Source organism: Arenimonas daejeonensis, from assembly GCF_007993735.1.
GTDB classification, from domain to species: domain Bacteria; phylum Pseudomonadota; class Gammaproteobacteria; order Xanthomonadales; family Xanthomonadaceae; genus Arenimonas; species Arenimonas daejeonensis.
This window is the reverse complement of record NZ_CP042453.1, coordinates 1,172,158-1,192,515: the sequence shown is the minus strand read 5'-3', so window position 1 is coordinate 1,192,515 and position 20,358 is coordinate 1,172,158. Positions and strand designations below refer to the sequence as shown.

At 67.8% G+C, this 20,358-nt stretch carries 15 protein-coding genes and 2 pseudogenes; 1 reads left to right on the top strand and 16 read right to left on the bottom strand.

Going from position 1 to position 20,358, the window contains the following annotated elements; all coding sequences use genetic code 11:
* Window positions 1–31: 31 nt before the first annotated feature.
* The 12 genes and pseudogenes from FRZ33_RS05675 to FRZ33_RS05620 form a co-directional block, all read right to left on the bottom strand.
* Complete coding sequence (locus FRZ33_RS05675; RefSeq protein ID WP_146908277.1) at window positions 32–2,104, bottom strand: glycosyltransferase family 4 protein; 2,073 nt, start codon at window positions 2,102–2,104, stop codon at window positions 32–34.
* Window positions 2,077–2,700, bottom strand: a complete 624-nt coding sequence (locus tag FRZ33_RS05670; RefSeq protein WP_146908274.1) for a hypothetical protein — start codon at window positions 2,698–2,700, stop codon at window positions 2,077–2,079. The genes FRZ33_RS05675 and FRZ33_RS05670 overlap by 28 nt, the downstream gene beginning before the upstream one ends.
* Entirely contained in the window at window positions 2,654–6,367 is a 3,714-nt protein-coding gene (locus FRZ33_RS05665; protein ID WP_146908272.1) for a glycosyltransferase, read from the bottom strand. The genes FRZ33_RS05670 and FRZ33_RS05665 overlap by 47 nt, the downstream gene beginning before the upstream one ends.
* Window positions 6,368–6,392: 25 nt before the next feature.
* On the bottom strand, window positions 6,393–7,682 hold the full coding sequence (wecC, locus tag FRZ33_RS05660) for a UDP-N-acetyl-D-mannosamine dehydrogenase (protein ID WP_146908269.1): 1,290 nt from the start codon (window positions 7,680–7,682) through the stop codon (window positions 6,393–6,395).
* Between the two features lie 72 nt (window positions 7,683–7,754).
* A complete protein-coding gene (locus FRZ33_RS05655; protein ID WP_158637100.1) occupies window positions 7,755–9,074 on the bottom strand; it encodes a glycosyltransferase in 1,320 nt (439 codons plus the stop codon).
* Complete coding sequence (locus tag FRZ33_RS05650) at window positions 9,067–9,897, bottom strand: ABC transporter ATP-binding protein (RefSeq protein ID WP_146908264.1); 831 nt, start codon at window positions 9,895–9,897, stop codon at window positions 9,067–9,069. Before FRZ33_RS05650 ends, FRZ33_RS05655 begins: the two co-directional genes overlap by 8 nt.
* Window positions 9,898–9,906: 9 nt before the next feature.
* On the bottom strand, window positions 9,907–10,686 hold the full coding sequence (locus tag FRZ33_RS05645) for an ABC transporter permease (protein ID WP_158637099.1): 780 nt from the start codon (window positions 10,684–10,686) through the stop codon (window positions 9,907–9,909).
* 40 nt (window positions 10,687–10,726) lie between these two features.
* Window positions 10,727–11,890: a cystathionine gamma-synthase gene (locus tag FRZ33_RS05640; RefSeq protein ID WP_146908259.1), complete on the bottom strand. Its 1,164-nt coding sequence runs from the start codon at window positions 11,888–11,890 to the stop codon at window positions 10,727–10,729.
* A 22-nt stretch (window positions 11,891–11,912) separates the two neighbouring features.
* Window positions 11,913–13,283: a pyridoxal-phosphate dependent enzyme gene (locus FRZ33_RS05635; RefSeq protein ID WP_146908256.1), complete on the bottom strand. Its 1,371-nt coding sequence runs from the start codon at window positions 13,281–13,283 to the stop codon at window positions 11,913–11,915.
* A 151-nt stretch (window positions 13,284–13,434) separates the two neighbouring features.
* Window positions 13,435–13,652, bottom strand: a pseudogene (locus FRZ33_RS05630) (HP1242/YdcH family protein).
* Between the two features lie 375 nt (window positions 13,653–14,027).
* Window positions 14,028–14,279, bottom strand: coding sequence for an OmpA family protein (locus tag FRZ33_RS17610; RefSeq protein WP_265468757.1), 252 nt, complete (start codon window positions 14,277–14,279; stop codon window positions 14,028–14,030).
* A gap of 694 nt (window positions 14,280–14,973) precedes the next feature.
* Entirely contained in the window at window positions 14,974–15,345 is a 372-nt protein-coding gene (locus tag FRZ33_RS05620; protein WP_146908254.1) for a DUF4398 domain-containing protein, read from the bottom strand.
* A 93-nt stretch (window positions 15,346–15,438) separates the two neighbouring features.
* Between FRZ33_RS05620 and FRZ33_RS05615 the strand changes: the two genes are divergently transcribed.
* Entirely contained in the window at window positions 15,439–16,578 is a 1,140-nt protein-coding gene (locus FRZ33_RS05615; protein WP_146908251.1) for a PilT/PilU family type 4a pilus ATPase, read from the top strand.
* Between the two features lie 4 nt (window positions 16,579–16,582).
* Here FRZ33_RS05615 and maiA read toward each other — a convergent pair.
* The 4 genes and pseudogenes from maiA to hmgA all read right to left on the bottom strand — a co-directional run bounded on the left by maiA (window position 16,583) and on the right by hmgA (window position 20,345).
* Window positions 16,583–17,259, bottom strand: a pseudogene (gene maiA, locus FRZ33_RS05610) (maleylacetoacetate isomerase).
* A gap of 143 nt (window positions 17,260–17,402) precedes the next feature.
* Window positions 17,403–18,398 (bottom strand): fumarylacetoacetate hydrolase family protein, encoded by a 996-nt coding sequence (locus FRZ33_RS05605; protein ID WP_146908248.1) that lies wholly within the window; start codon window positions 18,396–18,398, stop codon window positions 17,403–17,405.
* A 28-nt stretch (window positions 18,399–18,426) separates the two neighbouring features.
* Entirely contained in the window at window positions 18,427–19,050 is a 624-nt protein-coding gene (locus tag FRZ33_RS05600) for a hypothetical protein (protein WP_146908245.1), read from the bottom strand.
* Window positions 19,050–20,345, bottom strand: a complete 1,296-nt coding sequence (hmgA, locus tag FRZ33_RS05595) for a homogentisate 1,2-dioxygenase (protein WP_146908242.1) — start codon at window positions 20,343–20,345, stop codon at window positions 19,050–19,052. Before hmgA ends, FRZ33_RS05600 begins: the two co-directional genes overlap by 1 nt.
* Window positions 20,346–20,358: the final 13 nt, after the last annotated feature.

Sequence of the window (20,358 nt, the reverse complement as noted above, 5' to 3'; positions counted from 1 at the left end):
AGCACCTTGCCGGCGGTCGGGTCGGGCGAAGTCATCGCCCGGCCGCTTCCGGCACCCCGGGCAACAACCCCTGGGCAGCCAGGGCGGCCCGCACCCCGGAGAAGGTGAACCGGGTCGTCACTTCTCGCAGCCCGTCGCGGGCCCGCTGCAGCAATGCCGGGTCGCGCGCCAAGCGGCGCAACAGCTCAAGCGCTTCGTTTTCGGTGTCGGCATAAAGCGGGTAGTCCGCGCCGAACACGTCACGATTCAGCGCGTTGCCCGCGAGGATCGGCGGTATGCCGCACAGCGCGTACTCCAGCACCTTCGTGGAAAGTTCGTGCGTGTGCGCTTCCAGATCGGGGTGTCGCCACGCCCATCCGACATGCATGCCGGACAAGGCCGCCAGCAACGGCTCGCGCTCCATCGCGCCATGCCAGGTCACGCCCGGCTGTTCCGTCAGCGCCGCCTTCACCGTGTCCCGGAAGGCCGGGTCGTCCGGCGGGTTGTGGATCTTGTCGCCGTAGGCATGCAGCTGCAGGTCCAGGCCCTCGTCGCGCAGCTTCCGGTGCGCGGAGAACAGTTCGCGCACGCCCCACAGCGGCGCGAACTTGCCGGCGTAGGCGACGAGCAATGGCGTGGATCCGGATCTCTGTATGTCGGCCGCTGGCGGCGCCAGGGCCGGGACCATCGGCGGCAGCAGCCGGGTCTTGCCCACGACTTCCGGCAGCAGGTGCTCGAGGTAGTCGCGGAACTGCGGCGTCTGGCACAGAACCACTGCTGCAGCGGCGGCGATGGTGCGCAACGTGGCCAGCGTGTCGCCATCCACCAGTTCCTCGCGCTGCGGCAGGTCGGTGATATAGACCCACAAGCGTCCCGCCAATGCCGGTCGTTCCGACGCGCACCGGCACAGTTCGAACCCACGCAGCACGATGGCGTCGTACGCGTGGGTGGCATCGTCGGCCTCCATCCAGTCCAGCGCCTCGCGCGGGGACAGCGTCTGGCGGACCTCGATGTCGGGTTCCGCCACCCGCAAGGATTCGATCGGCAACAGGGGCGCGATGATGCGCGGGGAGTGCACCCTCGCCTTGAGGTAAAGTGTGGCGCTGACTCCCGGCTGCCCGGCCAATACCTGGGCCAACGAAGCCGCCCAGATCGCCGAGCCATCGGTGATGTTCATGTTCACGTCGCCATAGATGGCCAGGCGGCGCATGACAGGACCGGGATCCAGCGCCGGCGCCGGCACGGAAGCACCGCCGATGAGCACAAGTTCCCGATTGATGGTGGCCTCGGCACCCGAAAGGCGGCGCGCCTGCTCCGATGCAGCGGCGGACATCGCCAAATAACGCTCGGGCTCGCGATAAAGGGTAAGGATGCCCATGGCCAGGCCATGGGCATCCTCGGGGGCGGCCAACCATGCGCAACTGCCGTCCACGAACTCCGGGATGGCAGCCACCGCGTTGGTCACCGGCACGAGCCCCGATGCCATCGCCTCGTCACGGGACACTCCCTGGCTGTCCATGCGGGACGGAACCAGGAACACGCCGTATTCAGAATGCAGTTCGGCGATCTCCTGTTGGGACAGGAAACGTTGCTCCAGCGTGACATTGGGGAAGGCGCGCAAGGGCGCCACCGTCTCTTCGAACAGGCGCCCGTCGCCGATGATACGGAACTCCAGCTCCCTGAAGCAGGGTACGCGCGACAGTTCGACGATGGCGGCCACCGTCATGTCGTTGCCGTAGGCGGCGGAAGCAAAAGGCCGGATGGACAGGATCTTGCGCCGATGCTCCGCGGTTTTCGGCCGGTAGCGGAACAGCTCGCCGTCCACGAAATTGGGGATGACCGCCAGCTGCCGCAACGGAACGTCCACCCCGAGATCGCGTACGGCCTCGTGGGCCAAGTGCCTGGAGACGAACACCAGGCGCAGGTTCGGATGCGGGTGCGCGAGCACTTCCAGCCACATCCGGCGCCGGAGTTCGCTGGCGCATCGGGCTCGCTCCATCTGCGCGGCATCGGCGAAGTTGAAACTCCGCCGGTACCAGGGTTGGATCTCGGCACCATGCACCCAGACGATCACCCTGACATTGTCCAGCAGCGGCTTCACTGCCTCCCACATCTGCGGGTCCATGGCATGCACGAGCAGGCACCGGTAGTGGTTGCCCTGACCAGCATCGACAGGTGCTCGGACTGCCCGGCCACCACGTCGATGCCCTGGAACTCCGAAAACTCGAGCGCCTGGCTGCTGAAGCGGAACACGTCAACGCGGGTTCCGGCCTGCCCGTAGGCCAGTACACGACGATGCACGAAGCCGTAGCGATACAGATTGTCGTAACGAGGGTAGTCCTTGGTCAGGAGCAGCGCCCTGCCGAGGCCGGTGATCTGGTCCAGGCGGGGAGAAACCGCGCCACGGACCAGGGCCAGTACGTCGGTGTCACCCGAACCGATCACCCGCAGCCCCAATCGTATCCACTCGGTCCCGGCAGGCATCGGTATCGCCTGGTTCGTGTCGGAGGAGACGATGGCGTGCGAGATTTTTTCTTTCGCGGAGTTGAGGAAAACCAGTGCGACGTTTACATACAGCCCGGCCGAAGTGCGCAGGTGGAAGCGCACGGCACCGTCCTCGGCCAGCTCATCGGCGCGGAACATGCGGGCGGCATAGACGTAACCATGCTTGCCGTCATCCAGCCGCGAACTGAGCTGGACGTGGTCGCCCGCGTGGAGCACCCTGAGCTTGTCCTCGGCATGGCTCGACGGGGGGGAACAGGATGCGGAGGTATTCCGCCTCGGAATCATCCCGGTCCTCCCGCTTGGCCACGGGCGTCGCGCTGGCGAAGCGCGTCTCACCACGCATCAGCACCTCGTCCATGGACATGCCCGTGTCCAGTGCCAGATCGTGCACTCCGGCGTCGATGTTCGCGCCCGCGCCACCTTCGCAGTAGTTGAACTCGTCGATCGCAAGCGTTTCGACGGCACCGATCGCAGCATCCCCGTCGAGCAACTCGGAGAGCATCCGGCCCGCCAGCGCCTCGCTGCGCACCAGCGCACGGCGCAAGCTGCCTCCGCTGGCAGGCCGGTACTGTTGGCCATCGTCGATCAGCACGGGGACCCCGTCCTCCAGGCGATAGAACGCCGCCTTCACCAGCGCGGCAGCCCGTGAGAACGAAGTCGCCAGCGCGAGATCGGTCAGGTAGTTCGGCCCATGGTGGTCACGCTCGTCGAGACGGGCGATCCAGTGCTCGGGCCAGGCGACCCCAGGGTCGATTCGCCTGGCCTCATCCGCGCCAATAAGCGAAAGGTCACGACGTCCAAGCGGGACGTCCGGCACCAGACCCGCGGCTGCGACAAGCAACAGGTGTTTTTCGGGCCACTGCTGCGCGTCGAACGCCAGGATGGCCGCGTCCACGGCGGCCTGGTCGGCCGCCTGGACCAGCACGAGCACACGTGCGCGATCCGCTTCTACCGGCTCACCCAAAGTCCGGCTTGCCAACCAGGACAGGCGATGCGCATAGGTATGCTCCGAGAGCACCTTGCGCAGGCCCGCCAGGCGGAATCTGCGCAGCTTCTGCTGGTCCGCCAGCAGGCCCGCGAGCAGTTCCCGCATGTGGCTGCCGTCGCCCGCCGAGGGCACCAGCTCTCCCAGCATGGTCCGCAGTCCGCGGGAATAGTTGCTGATCGTGAACGTGTTGCATGCCAGCAGTTCGAAGGCGCGACGAGCGAACATGCTCTGCGACTGCTTGACCGTGTTGATCGTGATCGCGTAACGGTATCCCTTGTAGGCCCTGTCGATCTCCGAGAACGGCAGCGAGCCCTGGATCAGGGGCCGGTAGTGCTCGGGGAAGGTCAACCCCGGGTCGTCGGAGCCGTGGTTGCGGTCGAAGATGTCAACCGTCCGGAAATCGGCGGCGGCTTCCATAAGCATGTCGAAGTCGGCGCGCCGCTCCGGATATTTCACGTAGTACGAGCCGGCGAAGCAGAATGCATCCTTGCGGTCGTACTTCTCCACCGGGTTGTGCGCGCGGGGCTGCGCGGCGAATGGCAGCAGGTGGACGCGGGAATGGCCGAGGTCCTCGCGGTAGGACTTGATGCGGTCCATGTCCGTGGTGAATACGACGTCGAACAGCGCCGCCGCGCGCAGGAACAGCGCGTAGTGGACCGGGTCCTCCTTGTTCCAGAACGCCGTGGGTATGCCGCGCGACCGGCAGTAGGCCACCAGCTCGCGCAGCTCGTGGCTGCATTGCGGGACCTTCTTGGCCCACTCCATGCGGTGGCCCTTCCAGGCGGACTCCACCAGCAACAAGTGCGGCTGGCATTCGTCCATCTGCGTCCGCCAGTCGGCGATCCGCAGCGCCGTGAGTTGGCATTCCGGCTCGAAGCAGGCCTGCGTGAACTCGTCCATGATCGTGGCGACCCTGAGCGAACGAAGCCCACCTGCAAGCCCGACACGCGGCGATGTGCTGGTAACGGTCGACGCCGAGGAGGCCGATGTCACGGTCGTGCCATCTTCCAGGACCCGATAGACCGCCGCGACGTCGGTTGCCACCAGGTCCCATCCGAACTCGGCTTCGACCACGCGGCGCGCCGCTTCGCCCATCCGCCGGGTCGCTTCGGGGTTGGCAGCCAAGTCGGCCAGGCATCTGGCGAGCGCGTCCGGATCGCCGGCAGCGTGCACCCGGCCCGTGCGGCCGTCCTCGACGAGACGGCGCAGCGGCGCGACATTGGACACCACCAGCGGCAGGCCCATGGCCATCGCCTCGACCGGCTTGAGCGGCGCGACCAGTTCGCAGACACGCAAGGGCTTGCGCGGCAACGCAACGCAATCGCACAGCGCCAGGTGCGCCCGGACGTCGGCAGGGGCGACCCGGCCGGCAAAATGCACCCGCGAGGAAATCTCCAGTTCTTGGGCGAGCTGCTCGAGCCCGGCCCAGGCTTCCCCGGTGCCGACGAGCAAAGCGTGCACCTGCCTGCCGTCGGAGCCCAGGCGGGCCACCGCACGCAACAGGTCATCCAGGCCTTCGTATCGCGTCAGCGTGCCTGCAAAGCCGACCACGAACGCGCCGTCGGGGATGTCCAGCGTGCGCCGCAGTTCCGGATCGGGATCGGGACGATCGACCGCATAGGCGCCATTGCGCGCCAACGAGATACGTTCCGCCGGCACGCCGCGCCGGCGCAGCTCCGCCGCCAGGTCCTCGTTTATGGCCAGCACATGGTCCGCACTGCGCGCGACCAGCGTTTCCAGGTCACGCTCCAGCGCGAAGCGCTCCTGCTGCTCGTAACCCGGCAGGCGGCTGGCGTTGGTGAACTCCCACAGGCCGCGAACTTCATAGACGAAGGGCAGTCCCGCCCTCCTCGCCGCGATCAGGGCGGGCAATGCGTTTTCGTAGTTCGAAGCGGCGTGGACGATGGCAACGCCACGTTCGCGAACGACCTTCTCGATGGCGTCGGCCGCACGCGCCATGTATTCGTCGGGCGCATTGAGCTGGCGGTTTCCGGGCGCCCTCAGGTATTCGATGCCGTCCACGGTCGTCGGATCGACCGGCTCCGCGGCCCGGTCCGGACGATCGGCGGGATAGCCGGGCCGGGTCAGGCAGGCCAGTTCGACACCCTGCCCGCGCAGCGCGGAAAGCAGCTCCTGCGTGCGCAACGTATACCCGGAGACGTGATGGGGCAGCGCACTGGCGGCGACATACAGCACGCCCTTGCGATCCCGTGCCGCCACCGGCGCACGCGGCGGGATCACGGGAAGACGGTGCCGCAAGCGCACGAGCCCGCGCAGTTGCGTCGTCCGTTCCTTCTCTTCGTCGGTGAGCGGATGTTCGACGGGCAGCCTGTCCAGCGTGGCCAGGGCCTCGTCCAGTTCGCCTGCATCGAAGCGCATGTAGGCCAGCCAGAGCGTCCGGTACGGCTTCGGCTCCAGGGTTTCGGCCACCTGGCCGAACCGGCAGGCGTCGCGCGGTGAAATCGGAAAGACCCGCTTGGCGAGTTCGGTGTAGACGCGCGCGCGCTGCTCGACGCTCAGGAACGTGCCGCTGACCTTCGCATCCGCCGCCACGAACCCACCGGCGTTGTAGATGGCCAGGGCCGCCTCCGCCTGGGCTTCCAGCTCGGCATCCGGAATGTGACCGGGACCCGGCCCGCGCCGGACCGTGCGGGCCAGCCGGAGCAGGCGCGAAGGCAACGAGACCCAGCCCCGCCAGGAGCGCAGGGCATCCACCTGCATGGCGCCGATCTGGCGCACCACGCTGTTTTCATGCAGCCCGACATGGTGCGCCTTCTCCGCCAGCGCCTCGCGCATGCGCGCAAGGTCCTCTTCATGCGCTTCCTGGCGCACGGCGTCCCGAAGCGCCTTGGTGGCGGCAGCGGAGTCCAGCGGCGGCGAGTCCTGGTCCTTCACAGCGACGATCGTGCGCGGCCGCTGGTCATCGACGCCACAGCCCGACCGTGTCGATCACATGCTTCCCGGCGTCGAGGCCGAGGGACGCGAATGCCTTGTGCCCGACCAGCAACAACACGACATCGGACCGGTCCACCGCCTCCTGCGCACCCACCAGCACAAGCCCCGTGTCGCCCAGGCCCGCGTGCGGCAGCGCCGCCTCGTACGGGTCCGCGCACAGCACCTGGCCGGGATGGCGCGCATTGAGTTCACGGGCGATCTGCAGCGCCGGGCTCTCGCGGAAGTCGTCCACGTCCGGCTTGTAGGTCAGTCCCAGGCAGGCGACGCGCGTCCCGGGGCGACTCAAGAGCAAGGCCTCGACCTGGTCGATGACGTGGTGCGGCTTGGCGTCGTTGACCAGGCGCGCCTGGCGGATGAGATGGGCGCGGTCGGGCGCGCTGGCGACGATGAACCAGGGGTCCACCGCGATGCAATGCCCGCCGACGCCAGGCCCGGGGTTGAGGATGGACACGCGCGGATGCCGGTTGGCGAAGGCGATCACATCCCATGCACTGATGCCAAGGCCGTCGCAGATCATCGACAGCTCGTTGGCGAAGGCGATGTTGACGTCGCGGTAGGCATTCTCGGTGAGCTTGACCATTTCCGCCGTGCGATCGTTGGTCAGGTGGCACTCGCCCTTCACGAAGCGTTTGTAGAGCCCGGTCGCGCGGCGCGCGCAACCCGGCGTCATGCCGCCGATGATGCGGTCGTTCTCGACCAGCTCGCGCAGCATCTGCCCGGGGATGATGCGTTCGGGGCAGTAGGCCACGTGGATGTCCGGCTCGCGTTCGCCACCGGGGAACACCAGGTCCGGGCGCAACGAGGCCATGACACGCGCCAGCATCCCGGTCGTTCCCACCGGCGAGGTGGATTCGAGGATGACCAGGTCGCCTTTCTTCAGGACCGGCGCGATCGAGCGACCGGCGGCCTCGACGTAGGCCACGTCGGGCTGGTGCGCATCGTCATGGCCGACCGGCGTCGGCACGGCGATGATGAACGCGTCGGCAGGCAGCGGCGTCAACGTCGCGCTGAGCAGGCCGTCCCTGACGCAGCGCTCGACCAGCGCGTCCAGGTCACCCTCCTCGATGTGCGCACGACCCTGGTTCACGCTGTCCACCGCACGCTGGCTGATGTCCACGCCATGGACCCGAAGCCCGCTGGCGGCGAACATCGCCGCCGTGGGCAGGCCGATGTAGCCGAGGCCGACCACTGCCAGGCTGGCGATTTCATCGCTCACGCCTGCAGCGGTGCTCTGGCGGCCAGTGTCATTGTTCATTTTCTGCGTTCCTTGGGACGTTGTTCGTCGGAAAGTGGCTGTGCCGTGCCGGGGAAGCCGGCTGGGGGCGGATTATCGCATCGAGCCGGGCGGCGATAGCGGGCCAGGCGTAGGCATCCACGCTGCCGGCCCGCGCCTCGAAAGCGACCTGCCCCGGTCGAGCTTGGAGTGACGCCAATGCTCCAGCCTTCGCGATATTTCGGCGGGCTCGTTCGGACAGACCACGCCGCCGCCGGTGTCGGCCAGCAGATGGCCCGCGGCATCATCCGGGCTGTCGCCCAGGTGCAGGATCGGCCGGCCGGCGCCGAGGTACTCATAAAGTTTCCCGGGCACCTGGCAAGGATTGTCGTTGGCGATGTTCACCAGCACGTCGGCGCGGCGCTGGGCCTTGAGCGCATGCAGGTGCGGCATGAAACCAAGCAGGCGGATCGCGCCACCCGACGTCCGCGCCGCCTGGCGGATATCGTCCGGCACATTGACCGAAGCGATGTTGAGCCGCACGCCCGGCGTGGCCAGCACGGCTTCGATCAGCGCATCGTGGCGGCGGAAGCCGTAGAAGCTGCCGGTATACAGCAGCTCAAGCAGCCCGGGATCGAAGACAGGATCCAGCGGTCCGTCGGCAGGCAGTGCGGGGTCCGGCGCATGGCCCTGAGTCAGCACCGTGCAACGATCGGCGGCGAGGCCGTGCCGCTCCATCAACAGATCACGCGCCTGGGCCGTGGTGACCAGTACGTGGCTCGCGCGACGGCAGGCCGCCTGCTCCAGCGCACCTGCCCGGCGTCGCCAGCGTCGCGGCGTGTACGGCGCCAGCACCGGGTCGCCCATGTCCACGATCCACCGCACGCCCTGCCCGACGGCGTCCAGCCCGATCTCGATCGTGGTGGCGGGTTCGTGGGAGCTGATCACCACGTCCGGCCGCAGTTCGGCCACCAGGGTGCGGAACCGGCGCCGCGCCCAGGGCTTCCATTCCGCCCGCTGGTCCGGAAACAGCAGCCACTGCAGCAGTTTCTGCAACCGGGCGAACATCCGGCCTTTCCAGTTCAGACCGGTGTGCCAGACCCGCCCCTTCCAGTTCAGCGAATCCCCGTCATCAGCGACGCCGGGGGGTTGCGACGGTGGAACCGCCGAGGCCCCGGCCGGCCGACCCCGGCGGGCGCGCCATGCCAGCAGCCCCATCAAGGGACCGGCGAAGGTCCTGTGCACCGTCAGGCCGGGCGGCAGCGCCGGCAAACCGGCGCCGTGCGCGCTGTGTTCCGGCGCCAGCACGTGGACATCGTGGCCCAGCGCCACCAGCTCGCTGGCCAGGTAAGCCCAACGAATGGACTGGGGTGACGGGCTAGGCGGGAACTCGTACGCGACCAGCAGGATGCGCTGCGGCGTCGGGCTAGGCATCGCCACCATCTCCGACGGCCTGGACGGCACCCGCGCGAGCCCGGCCCACGCGGGCGTGGCGCGCCTTGTATTCGTCGCTGGCCTGGTAGATGCCCTTGTAGGCGTCGATCGCGTCGCGCACCGGACCGAAATACACCACCCGGCCGTAGTCCATCACCATGCCCAGGTTGCAGACCTCGCGCAGCATCTGGAAGTTGTGGCTGGCGAGCACGACGATCTTGCTGCCCTGCACACGGTCCGTCATGCGTTCACGCGCCTTGTCGACGAACTCGGCGTCGCCAGCGCCGAACCATTCGTCCATGAGCATGATGTCGTGCTGGACGCTGGTGGAGATGGCGAAACCCAGGCGCATGCGCTGGCCCGACGACAGCACCGCCAGCCGATGGTTCGCGCAGTCGCCCAGTCCGGAGAAATCCATGATGGACGGCAACAGCCGTGCGGTTTCCCGGCCGGCGAGACCCATCGCCGCCGCTCTGAGGAACACGTTCTCGCGCACGGTGGCTTCCTGGTGGAAACCCAACCCGAGGTTGAGCAGCGCCTGGCGCGAGCCATGCACCTCCACCGCGCCGCGGGTCGGCCGGAAGGCACCCGACAACACGCGCAGCAAGGTGGTCTTGCCGGCTCCATTACGCCCCATCAGCGCGATACGGTCGCCTTCCTTCGCCTCCAGGCTCACGTCGTCGAGGATGGTCCTGAACTCGCGCCGGGGCCGCGATGTCGCCGCGGCCAGCAGCGTGCTAAGGAACGACTTGGCCGACCGTTCCGTCTGGACGAAGTTCGGGACATCGAGGCCCACGCCCTTTGCGGTGATGAATGCGCTCATCGACTTTCCTTAGACCCAAAGGGGAACGAAGCGCGCATAGCGCCGGTATACAAGCAGCGTCAGCGCCCAGCCGGCGACGGCCATCAACCCCACGATCCAGAACGAGGCCGCCTCCGGCGTTCCACCGAGAATCGGTGCACGCACCACTTCGATGAGATGGAAGGCCGGGTTGAACCTCACCAGGCTGCCGCGCAGCGTATCCGGCGGAAAGCGGTCCACCTGCCAGAGAATCGGCGTCAACAGGAAACCGAGCATCAGGATGGCGCCGATCAGTTCCTGGGTATCGCGGAACCGGGCGCCGACGAGGGCGATGCAGACCGCGATCCAGCCCAGGTTCGCGAGCAGCAGCGGGAAAGTCAGCAACAAGGTCCAGAGCAGGCCGACGTGCGCCGCCGGCGACCACAACAGCACGCCGACCACCACCGCGCCGCCGAACATCAGGTGGAAACCGGCCTTGGAGAACGACACCAGGATGAAATCGGTGAGCCGGATCCGGCCCTCCATGATGTTGGCCTTGTGCGTGGGGAACGCGCCGGCGACATCGGTGACGACCTGGATCATGAACCGCCAGATGACGTAACCGATGGCAAGGTAAGGCATGTACTTTTCCAACGGGTAGCCCATCAGGTGCGAATAGACGTTGCCGAGCACCAGGACGAACAACGCGACCGGAAGGCACAACCAGAGCAGGCCCAGGCTGGTGCGCCGATACTTCGTGGTGATCTCGAGCCAGCTGGAGTACGCCCAGTACTCCGGCCGACGCAGGCTCTGCCAAAGATGGTGGAACACCCCTGGCCATCCTCGGAGACGTAGCGTCCCTGCATCATGCTCATCGTGCCAAACCCTCTTCCAGCTCCGCCCGCAGATCCGCCACATCCTCCACGCCAACGCTCAACCGAACCAGGTTGTCGGCGATGCCCAGCGCGGCGCGGCGCTCCGGCGGCACCGAGGCATGGGTCATGATCGCGGGGTGGTTGACCAGGCTCTCGACGCCGCCCAGCGACTCGGCCAGTGCGAACAGCCGGCAGCGCTCCATGAACCGGCGCGACGCATCGGCACCGCCCTTGACGTAGATCGAGATCATGCCGCCGAAGCCGTTCATCTGCTGCTTGGCCAACGCGTGCTGCGGGTGCGAGGCCAGGCCCGGGTAGATCACCTTGTCGATGGCTGGGTGTTTTTCCAGCCACGCCGCCAGCTCGCCGGCGTTTTCGCAGTGCGCCTTCATGCGCAGGTGCAGGGTCTTGAGGCCACGCAGCGCCAGGAAGCTGTCGAATGGGCCCTGCACGCCGCCGACCGCGTTCTGCAGGAAGGTCATCTGCTCGGCCAGCCCGGCGTCGTCGCCGACCACGATCATGCCGCCGACCATGTCGCTGTGGCCGTTGAGGTACTTGGTGGCCGAGTGCATCATAAGGTGCGCGCCCAGTTCGAGCGGGCGCTGCAGGATAGGTGAGCTGAAGGTGTTGTCCACGGCCAGCCAGATGCCGCGCTTGCGGGCGAACTCGGCCAGGCGCGCGATGTCGACGATCTTGAGCATCGGGTTGGTCGGGGTCTCGCACCAGATCAGCTTCGTCTTCGGCGTGACCGCGGCTTCCAGCGCCGCCATGTCGTTGAGGTCGACGAAGCTGAAGTCCAGGCCGGCGCTGCGGCGGCGCACGCGCTCGAACAGGCGGTAGGTGCCGCCATAGACGTCGTCCATGCAGACCACGTGGCTGCCGCTGTCGAGCACGTCCAGCACCGTGGACGTCGCCGCCAGGCCGCTGGCGAAGGCGTAGCCATTGCCGCCGCCTTCCAGCGCCGCGACGCAGCGCTCGTAGGCGAAGCGGGTCGGGTTGTGGCTGCGCGAATATTCGTAACCCTGGTGCACGCCCGGGCTGGACTGCACGTAGGTCGAGGTGGCGTAGATCGGCGTCATCACCGCGCCCGTGCTCGGGTCGGGCGACTGGCCGGCATGTATGGCGCGGGTGCCGAGGCCGTGTTGCTTGGCATCGCTCATCGGAGTTCCTTGTGGTGCGGGGTCACTGCGCGCGGCGGCGCAGGTAGTTGAGCAGGTCGATGCGGGTGATCAGGCCCAGGAACCTCTGGCCGTCCATCACGATGGCAACGTGGCCGCGGTCGAAAACCGGCAACAGCGCCGCCATCGGCTCGGTGACCTCGAGCTTGTCGAGCTTGCTCACCATCGCCGTGGCGACGGGGTCCTGGAACTTCTCGTCCTGGCCGAAGACGTGCATCAGCACGTCCGACTCGTCGACGATGCCGACGATGGCATCGCCGTCCATCACCGGCAGCTGCGAGACGTCGTACATCTTCATGCGCTGGTAGGCGACGTGCAGGGTGTCGTTGGGGCCGACCACGACGGTGTCGCGCTGTGCGTACGGCCGCAGGATCAGGTCACGCAGGTCGCCGTACTGCGGGCGCTCCAGGAAGCCCTGGTCCAGCATCCAGTAGTCGTTGTACATCTTCGACAGGTACTTGTTGCCGGTGTCGCAGACGAAGACCACCACCTTCTTTGGCGTGGTCTGTTCCTTGCAGTACTTCAGCGCCGCGGCCAGCAGGGTGCCGGTCGAGGAGCCGCCCAGCACGCCTTCCTTCATCAGCAGCTCGCGACCGGCCAGGAAACTTTCCTTGTCGGTGATCGCGTAGGCCTTCTTCACGCGGGTGAAGTCGGAAATGTCGGGCAGGAAATCTTCGCCGATGCCCTCGACCAGCCAGCTGCCGGACTTGGTGCTCAGCGTGCCTTCGTTGATGTACTGGGTGAGGATTGAACCGACCGGATCGGCCAGGATCAGCTCGACTTTCGGCGCCGCCTTGGCGAAATACCGCGACAGGCCGGTCATCGTGCCCGAGCTGCCGCAGCCGAAGACGATGGCGTCGAAGTCGCCGTCCATCTGGCGCAGGATCTCCGGGCCGGTGCCGTGTTCGTGCGCGGCCGGGTTGTCCGGGTTGCCGAACTGGTTGATGAAATACGCGCCCGGCGTGTCGCGGGCGATGCGCGCGGCCATGTCCTGGTAGTAGTCCGGATGGCCCTTGGCCACGTCCGACCGGGTCAGCACGACCTCGGCGCCCATGGCGCGCAGGTTGAAGATCTTTTCCCGGCTCATCTTGTCCGGGACGACGAGCAGCAGCTTGTAGCCCTTCTGCTGTGCCACCAGGGCCAGGCCGATGCCGGTGTTGCCGGCGGTGCCTTCCACCAGGGTCGCCCCCGGGCCGATGTCGCCGCGGGCTTCGGCGGCCTCGATCATGCGCAGGCCGATGCGGTCCTTGATGGACCCGCCGGGATTCATGCATTCGAGTTTGAGGTAGAGCTCGCAGAGCCCGGTATCCAGGTGCTGGGCCTTGACGATCGGGGTCTCGCCGATGAGCTGGAGGACGTTCTGCTGGACCGTCATGAGGGGGCTGGATGGGCGCTTGTGCGGGGGCGTGATTCTAGCAGCCCAGTACGGGGGCCCGCGCCCCGAGGGGCCATCCGCGGGCCCCTTCACGCTCAAGTGCAGGCGGCGGCGACCCGACGAGGTGGGCCGCCGCCGCCGCAGCGGAAACTCAGTGTTTTCTTCGGTCGAACATCCGGGTCAACCGGTCCTTGGCGTTCAGCTTTTCCTTTTCATGCGCGCCAGCGTGGTGTCGTCCAGCGGCAGGACCCCCAACTCGGCGTCCAGCACCTGTTTGTCCAGTTCGCGGTGCCGGTGGTAGAGCTGCCTGAATTCCGGGTCGCTCTTCATCAGCGCGTCGAGTTCGTTCTGCGGTTGCCCTTCAAACATCGGATTGACCTCCTCCTGAAACGCGAACGCCCCGGACGGCGAAGTCCAGGGCGTGGCGGATTGAGACAAAGGTCAGGTCGCTTACGCGGGCGGCGTCCCCATTCGACGCGCCCGCACCCGATCGGGAGGCGGCGCAGTCGGCGGGGGCGAGGTCTGCTTTCATCGGCCTGGCTCGGTGATCCCCGGGTGGAAAAGTCCCGGGGCTTTGAACCTACTCCCCGGTTTTTTGGCCGCAAGCCCTTTCGCAAGCTTTTGAAATACAAAGAAAAGCCCACGCTGAACGGGGGCTTCGACGGCCTGGGCGAAGGCCTTGGGATTCAAGCACTTGGGTGATGTGAAAAATTCGATAAGCACCCTATCCGATTGATTTGGATATCAATTCACGATGATTTCGACCCGCCTGTTGCGTGCGCGGCCCTCGGCCGTGGCGTTGTCGGCAACCGGAGCCGATTCGCCCCGCCCGCTTGCGCTGAGGCGCGCGCTGGGCAGCCCGGCATCCTCCAGCACACGGCGCACGGCCTCGGCGCGCCGCTGCGACAGGGCCTGGTTGGCGGCATCGGCGCCCTGGCTGTCGGTGTGGCCTTCGATCGAGATGGCTCCGCCACCGCCACGAAGCTGGCCGGCCAGGGACCGCAGGCTGGCCTGCGCCTGGGCGGTGAGGTTGGCGCTGCCACTGCCGAAAGCGTTGCCGTCCAGGGTATAGATCGTGCGGCCCCCTTCGCGACGCGACGGCGGCGGCGCGGCATCGCTGATGTCGTCGGCGGCGACGGCGGCGGCGAGTTCGGCTTCCTTGCGGGCGAGCTCGGCTTCGCGGGCGCGCGCCTGGGCCAGCTTGCGGGCCTGGGCGGTTTCGGCGCTGGCGGCTTCCAGGCGGCGGTCTGGCTCAGCGCTTCGCGCTCCGCCGCTTCCTCGCGGGCCAGGCTCTGCAGACGCAGGCGATCGGCTTCGCGGCGGGCCCGTTCGGCGTCGCGGCGGCTGGCTTCGACCATGATCTGGTCACGTTCGCGATCAAGCTGGGCCGACTGGCCTTCCAGCAGCTCGGCTTCGGCGGCCAGGCGGGCCGCGGCGATCCAGCGTTCGGCCAGGGTGACCCGGTGTTCGCGGTCCTTGCGCTTGGCGTTCTGGGCCGCGGTGACGGCCTGGCGGGCCTTCAGTCGCTCCAGCCCGGCCAGGTCGGCCAGCGACGGGTCGCTGTCGAGCGCCTGCAGGTCGTCCAGCAGGCCGGCGATGGCGATCTCGTGCTCGGTCGGGTCCGCGGCGGCCGGTGCGGCGCACAGCACCAGCGCGAGGAAAAGCAGCGTTACGGTCAACACACGCATGCTCAGGACCCCCGGTTGACCAGCAGACGACGGCGAAGGTCGGCGTTGCGGGCCGCCTTGCTGTCCACCTCGACACGGGCGGCGTCAAGGCGGGCTTGGGCCCGGGCCAGGTCGGCGCTGGCGGTGGCGGACTCCGCCAACAGCAGGGCGTCCCGGTGCTTGCGCTTGGCCATCGCGGCCCGCGCGGCCTCCAGTTGCCCGCGGGCGTTGTCCAGTACTTGCGCGGCCTGGCCACGCGGCTCGGCGCGCTCCGCGGCGGCCACGGCCCGCTCGGCGGCGGCCAGCTCGGCCTCGGGCGCCGGCGCGGCCCAGGAGCTTGACGTGGACAGCAGAAGTGCCAGCGCGAGATGGATTTTTAGCGAGGATAGTGTCATAAGGCGAACTCGCAGGTCGGCGATGGGACGCGGCGATTGTAGCCCGCCCACGCCGCTCACCGTGATCGAATCAGGGGACCCAAGGATACTGACATGGACATCGGCTACTTCCTGAAGCTGATGACGGAAAAGAACGCGTCGGACATGTTCCTGACCACCGGCGCGCCCGTCTACATCAAGGTCGAAGGCAAGCTCTACCCCCTCGGCAACACCGGCCTGCCGGCCGGCATGGTCAAGAAGATCGCGTACTCGCTGATGGACGAGGGCCAGGTCCCCGCCTTCGAGCGCGACCTGGAATACAACATGGCCATCGCCGTGAAGGACACCGGGCGCTTCCGCGTCAACGTGTTCAAGCAGCGTGGCGAAGTGGGCATGGTCATCCGCGCCATCAAGTCCGAGATCCCGAGCATCGACCAGCTGCGGCTGCCGAACGTGCTCAAGGACATCGTGATGGAGCAGCGCGGCCTGGTGCTGGTGGTCGGTTCCACCGGCTCGGGCAAGTCCACCACGCTCGCGGCCATGATCGACCACCGCAACACCAACAACACCGGCCACATCCTCACCATCGAGGACCCGATCGAGTTCCTGCACAAGCACAAGAAGTCGATCGTGAACCAGCGCGAGGTCGGCCTGGACACCCACGCCTTCCACAACGCGCTCAAGAACGCCATGCGCGAGGCGCCGGACGTGATCCTGATCGGCGAGATCCTGGACGCCGTGACCATGGAATCGGCGATCGCCTTCGCCGAAACCGGCCACCTGTGCCTGGCCACGCTGCACTCGAACAACGCCGACCAGACCTTGGACCGCATCCTGAACTTCTTCCCGGAAACGGCCCACAAGAACGTGCTGATGAACCTGTCGCTGAACCTCAAGGCGGTCATCAGCCAGCGCCTGGTCATCGGCAAGGACGGCAAGCGCCTGCCCGCGGCCGAGATCCTGATCAACACGCCGATGATCCGCGACCTGATCCGCCGCGGCGAGGTGCACGAGATCAAGGAAGCGATGGACAAGTCGCTGCAGGAAGGCATGCAGACCTTCGACCAGTCGCTGTTCCGGCTGTACAAGGAAGGCAAGGTCGAGCTGGAGGAGGCGCTGCGCAAGGCCGACTCGCGCGACGGCCTGGCCCTGAAGATCCGCCTCTCGGAAGGCGCGACCGGCGAGCACGACCCCTACGCCGACATGTACGGCGGCGGCGGCCCCGGCAGCGAGAACGCCTCGCAGGGTTACTGAGGGCTCAGTTCCCGCCGCTGCCCGCGGGCGCGTCCGGCTGGTTTTCCGGCCGGGCGGCCTGGAACGCTTCCAGCGCCATGCAGTTCTGCACCACCCGGCGGATGGTGCGGAACGGCGCCATGTCCACCCCGAACCGCTCGGCGTTGAACACCTGCGGCACCAGGCAGCAGTCGGCCATGGTCGGCTGTTCGCCGTCGCAGAAATCGCCGGTGGACGGGTGGTCGCACAAGGTGTCCTCCACCGCCTCCAGGCCGACCTGGACCCAGTGCCGCACCCAGGTGTCGCGCTCGGCCTGCGGCACGTTCCAGGTCTTGTCGAAGAACTGCAGCACGCGCAGGTTGTTCAGGGGTGCACGTCGCAGGCGATCATCTGGGCGATGGCGCGCACGCGCTGGCGGTCGCGGGCCGTGGCCGGCATCAGCGGCGGCGTCGGCCAGGTTTCGTCCAGGTATTCGATGATCGCCATGGACTGGCGCAGGATGCGGCTGCCGTGCAGCAGCACCGGCACCAGTTCCTGCGGGTTGAGGTCGCTGAACTGTGCGCTGTGCTGTTCGCCGCCGTCCTTGAGCAGGTGCACCGGCATGGTCTCGTAGGGCATGCCCTTGAGGTTGAGCGCGATGCGTACGCGGTAGGCGGCGCTGGAGCGCCAGTACGAATACAGCCGGATCGATCCCGAGGTCATGCGGCCCGCTCCCTTTCCGATCGCTGGGCCCGGCTCGGTGGCCGGGTCTTGTGGCGCCAGCATACGCCGGCGCGGCACCTTGGTGGATAGCCCCGCCGGCCGGGTTCCGGGCCGCCCTGCCCGCCCGTCGCCGGGCGACGGGCTCAGGCCCTGGCGATGCGCTGCTCGATGGCGCCGAACACGCTGGCGCCATCGCGCCCGATCATCTCGATGCGTACGGTGTCGCCGAAGCTCATGAAGGGCGTGCTGGGCTTGCCGTCGCGCAGGGTCTCGACCGTACGCTGTTCGGCGAAACAGGATGCACCCAGCGAGGTGTCCTCGTTGGCCACGGTGCCCGAACCGACGATCGTGCCCGCCGACAGTGGCCGGGTCTTCGCCGCGTGCGCCACCAGCTGGCTGAAGTCGAACTGCATGTCCACGCCGGCCTCGGGCGCGCCGAACCACTTGCCGTTGATGTGGGTCAGCAGCGGCAGGTGCAGCTTGTTGCCCTGCCAGGCCTCGCCCAGCTCGTCAGGGGTGACGAACACCGGGCTCAGCGCCGAACGCGGCTTGGACTGCAGGAAACCGAAACCCTTGGCCAGCTCGTTCGGGATCAGGTGGCGCAGCGAGACGTCGTTGACCAGGCCGACCAGCTGGATGTGCTCAGCAGCCTGCGCCGGCGTGGCGCCCTGCGGCACGTCGTCGGTGACCACCACCACCTCGGCCTCGAGGTCGATGCCGTAGGCCTCGTCGGCCACCAGCACCGGGTCGCGCGGGCCATAGAAGCCGGCGCTGACCGCCTGGTACATCAGCGGGTCGGTGTAGAAACTTTCCGGCACCTCGGCGCCACGCGCCTTGCGCACGCGCGCGACATGCGGCAGGTAGGCGCTGCCGTCCACGAATTCGTAGGCCCGCGGCAGCGGCGCCGCGAACTGCGCGAAATCCACCGCGAACACCGGCTCGCCGTTGATGGTCTCGGCGGTGCCGCCCTGCAGCGCCTCGTAGACGCCGTTGAGCCGCGGCGCGGTGTTCGACCAATGTTCCAAAGCCTGCTGCATGGTTGGCGCGATACCGGTGGCACGCACCGCACGGCTCAAGTCTTTGGACACCACCACCAGCGTGCCGTCGCGGCCGCCTTCCTTGAGTGAACCCAATTTCATTCCCTTGCTCCTGTTGCGCCGCGGCGGATCAGCCGCAGCCTTCTACGTAATGGATCTGCGGCGGCATGCCGATGCGCCAGGACACGATGGTGCCGGCGGCGTCGGTCTCGAACACCAGGCGGGCATCGCCGCCGGCTTCCGGCGCGACCACCAGGTAACGGGCGCCTTCGACGTATTTGTGCGGCTGCGATTCGACCCGGCCGGGGAAGGCCGCCTCGACCGCCTCCGCCGCCATGCCGGTGACCAGGCCGCCGGGCGCGACATGCGTGGGCACGTCCACGTCGTAACGGCGGAAGCCACCGCCCTCGAACAGGAAAGCGATGCCACGCCCACCGGTCGGCGTCGGGTCCATGGTCAGGTAGTAGCAGCTGGCGCCCTCGGCGGGCGTGCCCGCCTGCAGCGGGTGGCCCCAGGCCATGCGGACCTGTTCCTCGTCCACGCCGAACTTCGCCGGGCCGAAGCCTTCGAAGTTGATCACCTCGGCATCGTACTGCGGCACCTCGGGCGCGATGGCCGGCGGCGCTTCCGGGGCCGCTTCGACGGCCACGGGCTGCGCGTCGGCGGTGTCTGCCGCCGGTCCGGGCGAACGTTCGCCGCAGCCGGCCAGGAGCAGGGAAAGCGTGGCCGCGACCAGCAGGGGCTTGAGCTTCATCAGCGCGTCTCCGGCGTGAAATGGCGGGCCAGTCCCTGCCAGCACTGCTGATAGTCGGCCTGCCGGTGCGCGGCGTCCAGCGCCTGCGCGGTCGGGCGCAGCACGTGGCGGGTTTCGAACATGAAGGCCATGGTGTCGGTGATCACGTCGGGCTTGGCCAGGTCCGCCTTCGTGGCCTTCTCGTAGGTCGCCGCATCCGGGCCGTGGCCGCTCATCGAGTTGTGCAGCGAGGCGCCGCCGGGCACGAACCCTTCCGCCTTGGCGTCGTAGGCACCGTGCACCAGGCCCATGAACTCGCTGGCGATGTTGCGGTGGAACCACGGCGGCCGGAACGTGTCCTGGGCCACCAGCCAACGCGGCGGGAAGATCACGAAGTCCAGGTTACTGACGCCTTCGCTGTCGCTGGGCGAGTGCAGCACCAGGAAGATGGACGGATCCGGGTGGTCATGGCTGATCGAGCCGATGGTGTTGAAGCGGCGCAGGTCGTATTTGCACGGGGCGTAGTTGCCGTGCCAGGCGACCACGTCGAGCGGCGAATGGCCGAGGTCGGCGCGCCACAGGTGGCCCTGGAACTTGGCGACCAGTTCGAATTTGCCTTCGCGGTCTTCGTAGGCCGCGACCGGCGCCAGGAAATCCCGCGGATTGGCCAGGCCGTTGCTGCCGATCGGGCCCAGGTCCGGCAGTTTCAGCATCGCGCCGAAGTTCTCGCAGACGTAACCGCGCGCCTCACCGTCCGGCAGCGACACGCTGAAGCGGAGGCCACGCGGGATCAGCGCGATCTCCTGCGGCTCGACCTCCAGCACGCCCAGCTCGGTTGCGATGCGCAGGCGGCCCTGCTGCGGCACGATCAGCAGCTCGCCGTCGGCGTCGTAGAAGAACCGCCCGTCCATGTCCTTGTTGGCGGCGTAAAGGTGGATGCCCGCACCGGTACCGGCCTCGGCACCGCCGTTGCCGGCCATGGTGAACAGGCCGTCGAGCCAGTCGGTCGGCGCCGCGGGCATCGGCAGCGGGCTCCAGCGCAGCTGTTCCGGCGTCACCGGGCCGTCGCCGAATCCGTTGTGGAAACGCGGATGCGCGAGGGCGCTGAACCTGCCGTGCAGCGCGGCCGGGCGGATCCGGTACAGCCAGCTGCGGCGATTCACGCTGCGTGGCGCGGTGAAGGCCGTGCCGCTGATCTGCTCGGCGTACAGCCCGTAGGGCGCCCGCTGCGGCGAATTCCGCCCCACCGGCAGCGCACCGGGCAGGGCCTCGGTCGCGAACTCGTTGCCGAAACCGCTCTGGTAGTTCAGCGCCATGGCCGGGTTGTCC

Bases quoted from the DNA above. Each gene is read 5' to 3' on its own strand.
- FRZ33_RS05675 (WP_146908277.1), bottom strand. From the start codon at position 2,104: ATGGACCCGCAGATGTGGGAGGCAGTGAAGCCGCTGCTGGACAATGTC.
- wecC (WP_146908269.1), bottom strand. From the start codon at position 7,682: ATGAACAATGACACTGGCCGCCAGAGCACCGCTGCAGGCGTGAGCGAT.
- FRZ33_RS05655 (WP_158637100.1), bottom strand. From the start codon at position 9,074: ATGCCTAGCCCGACGCCGCAGCGCATCCTGCTGGTCGCGTACGAGTTC.
- FRZ33_RS05650 (WP_146908264.1), bottom strand. From the start codon at position 9,897: ATGAGCGCATTCATCACCGCAAAGGGCGTGGGCCTCGATGTCCCGAAC.
- FRZ33_RS05640 (WP_146908259.1), bottom strand. From the start codon at position 11,890: ATGAGCGATGCCAAGCAACACGGCCTCGGCACCCGCGCCATACATGCC.
- FRZ33_RS05635 (WP_146908256.1), bottom strand. From the start codon at position 13,283: ATGACGGTCCAGCAGAACGTCCTCCAGCTCATCGGCGAGACCCCGATC.
- FRZ33_RS05620 (WP_146908254.1), bottom strand. From the start codon at position 15,345: ATGACACTATCCTCGCTAAAAATCCATCTCGCGCTGGCACTTCTGCTG.
- FRZ33_RS05615 (WP_146908251.1), top strand. From the start codon at position 15,439: ATGGACATCGGCTACTTCCTGAAGCTGATGACGGAAAAGAACGCGTCG.
- FRZ33_RS05605 (WP_146908248.1), bottom strand. From the start codon at position 18,398: ATGAAATTGGGTTCACTCAAGGAAGGCGGCCGCGACGGCACGCTGGTG.
- FRZ33_RS05600 (WP_146908245.1), bottom strand. From the start codon at position 19,050: ATGAAGCTCAAGCCCCTGCTGGTCGCGGCCACGCTTTCCCTGCTCCTG.
- hmgA (WP_146908242.1), bottom strand. From the start codon at position 20,345: ATGGCGCTGAACTACCAGAGCGGTTTCGGCAACGAGTTCGCGACCGAG.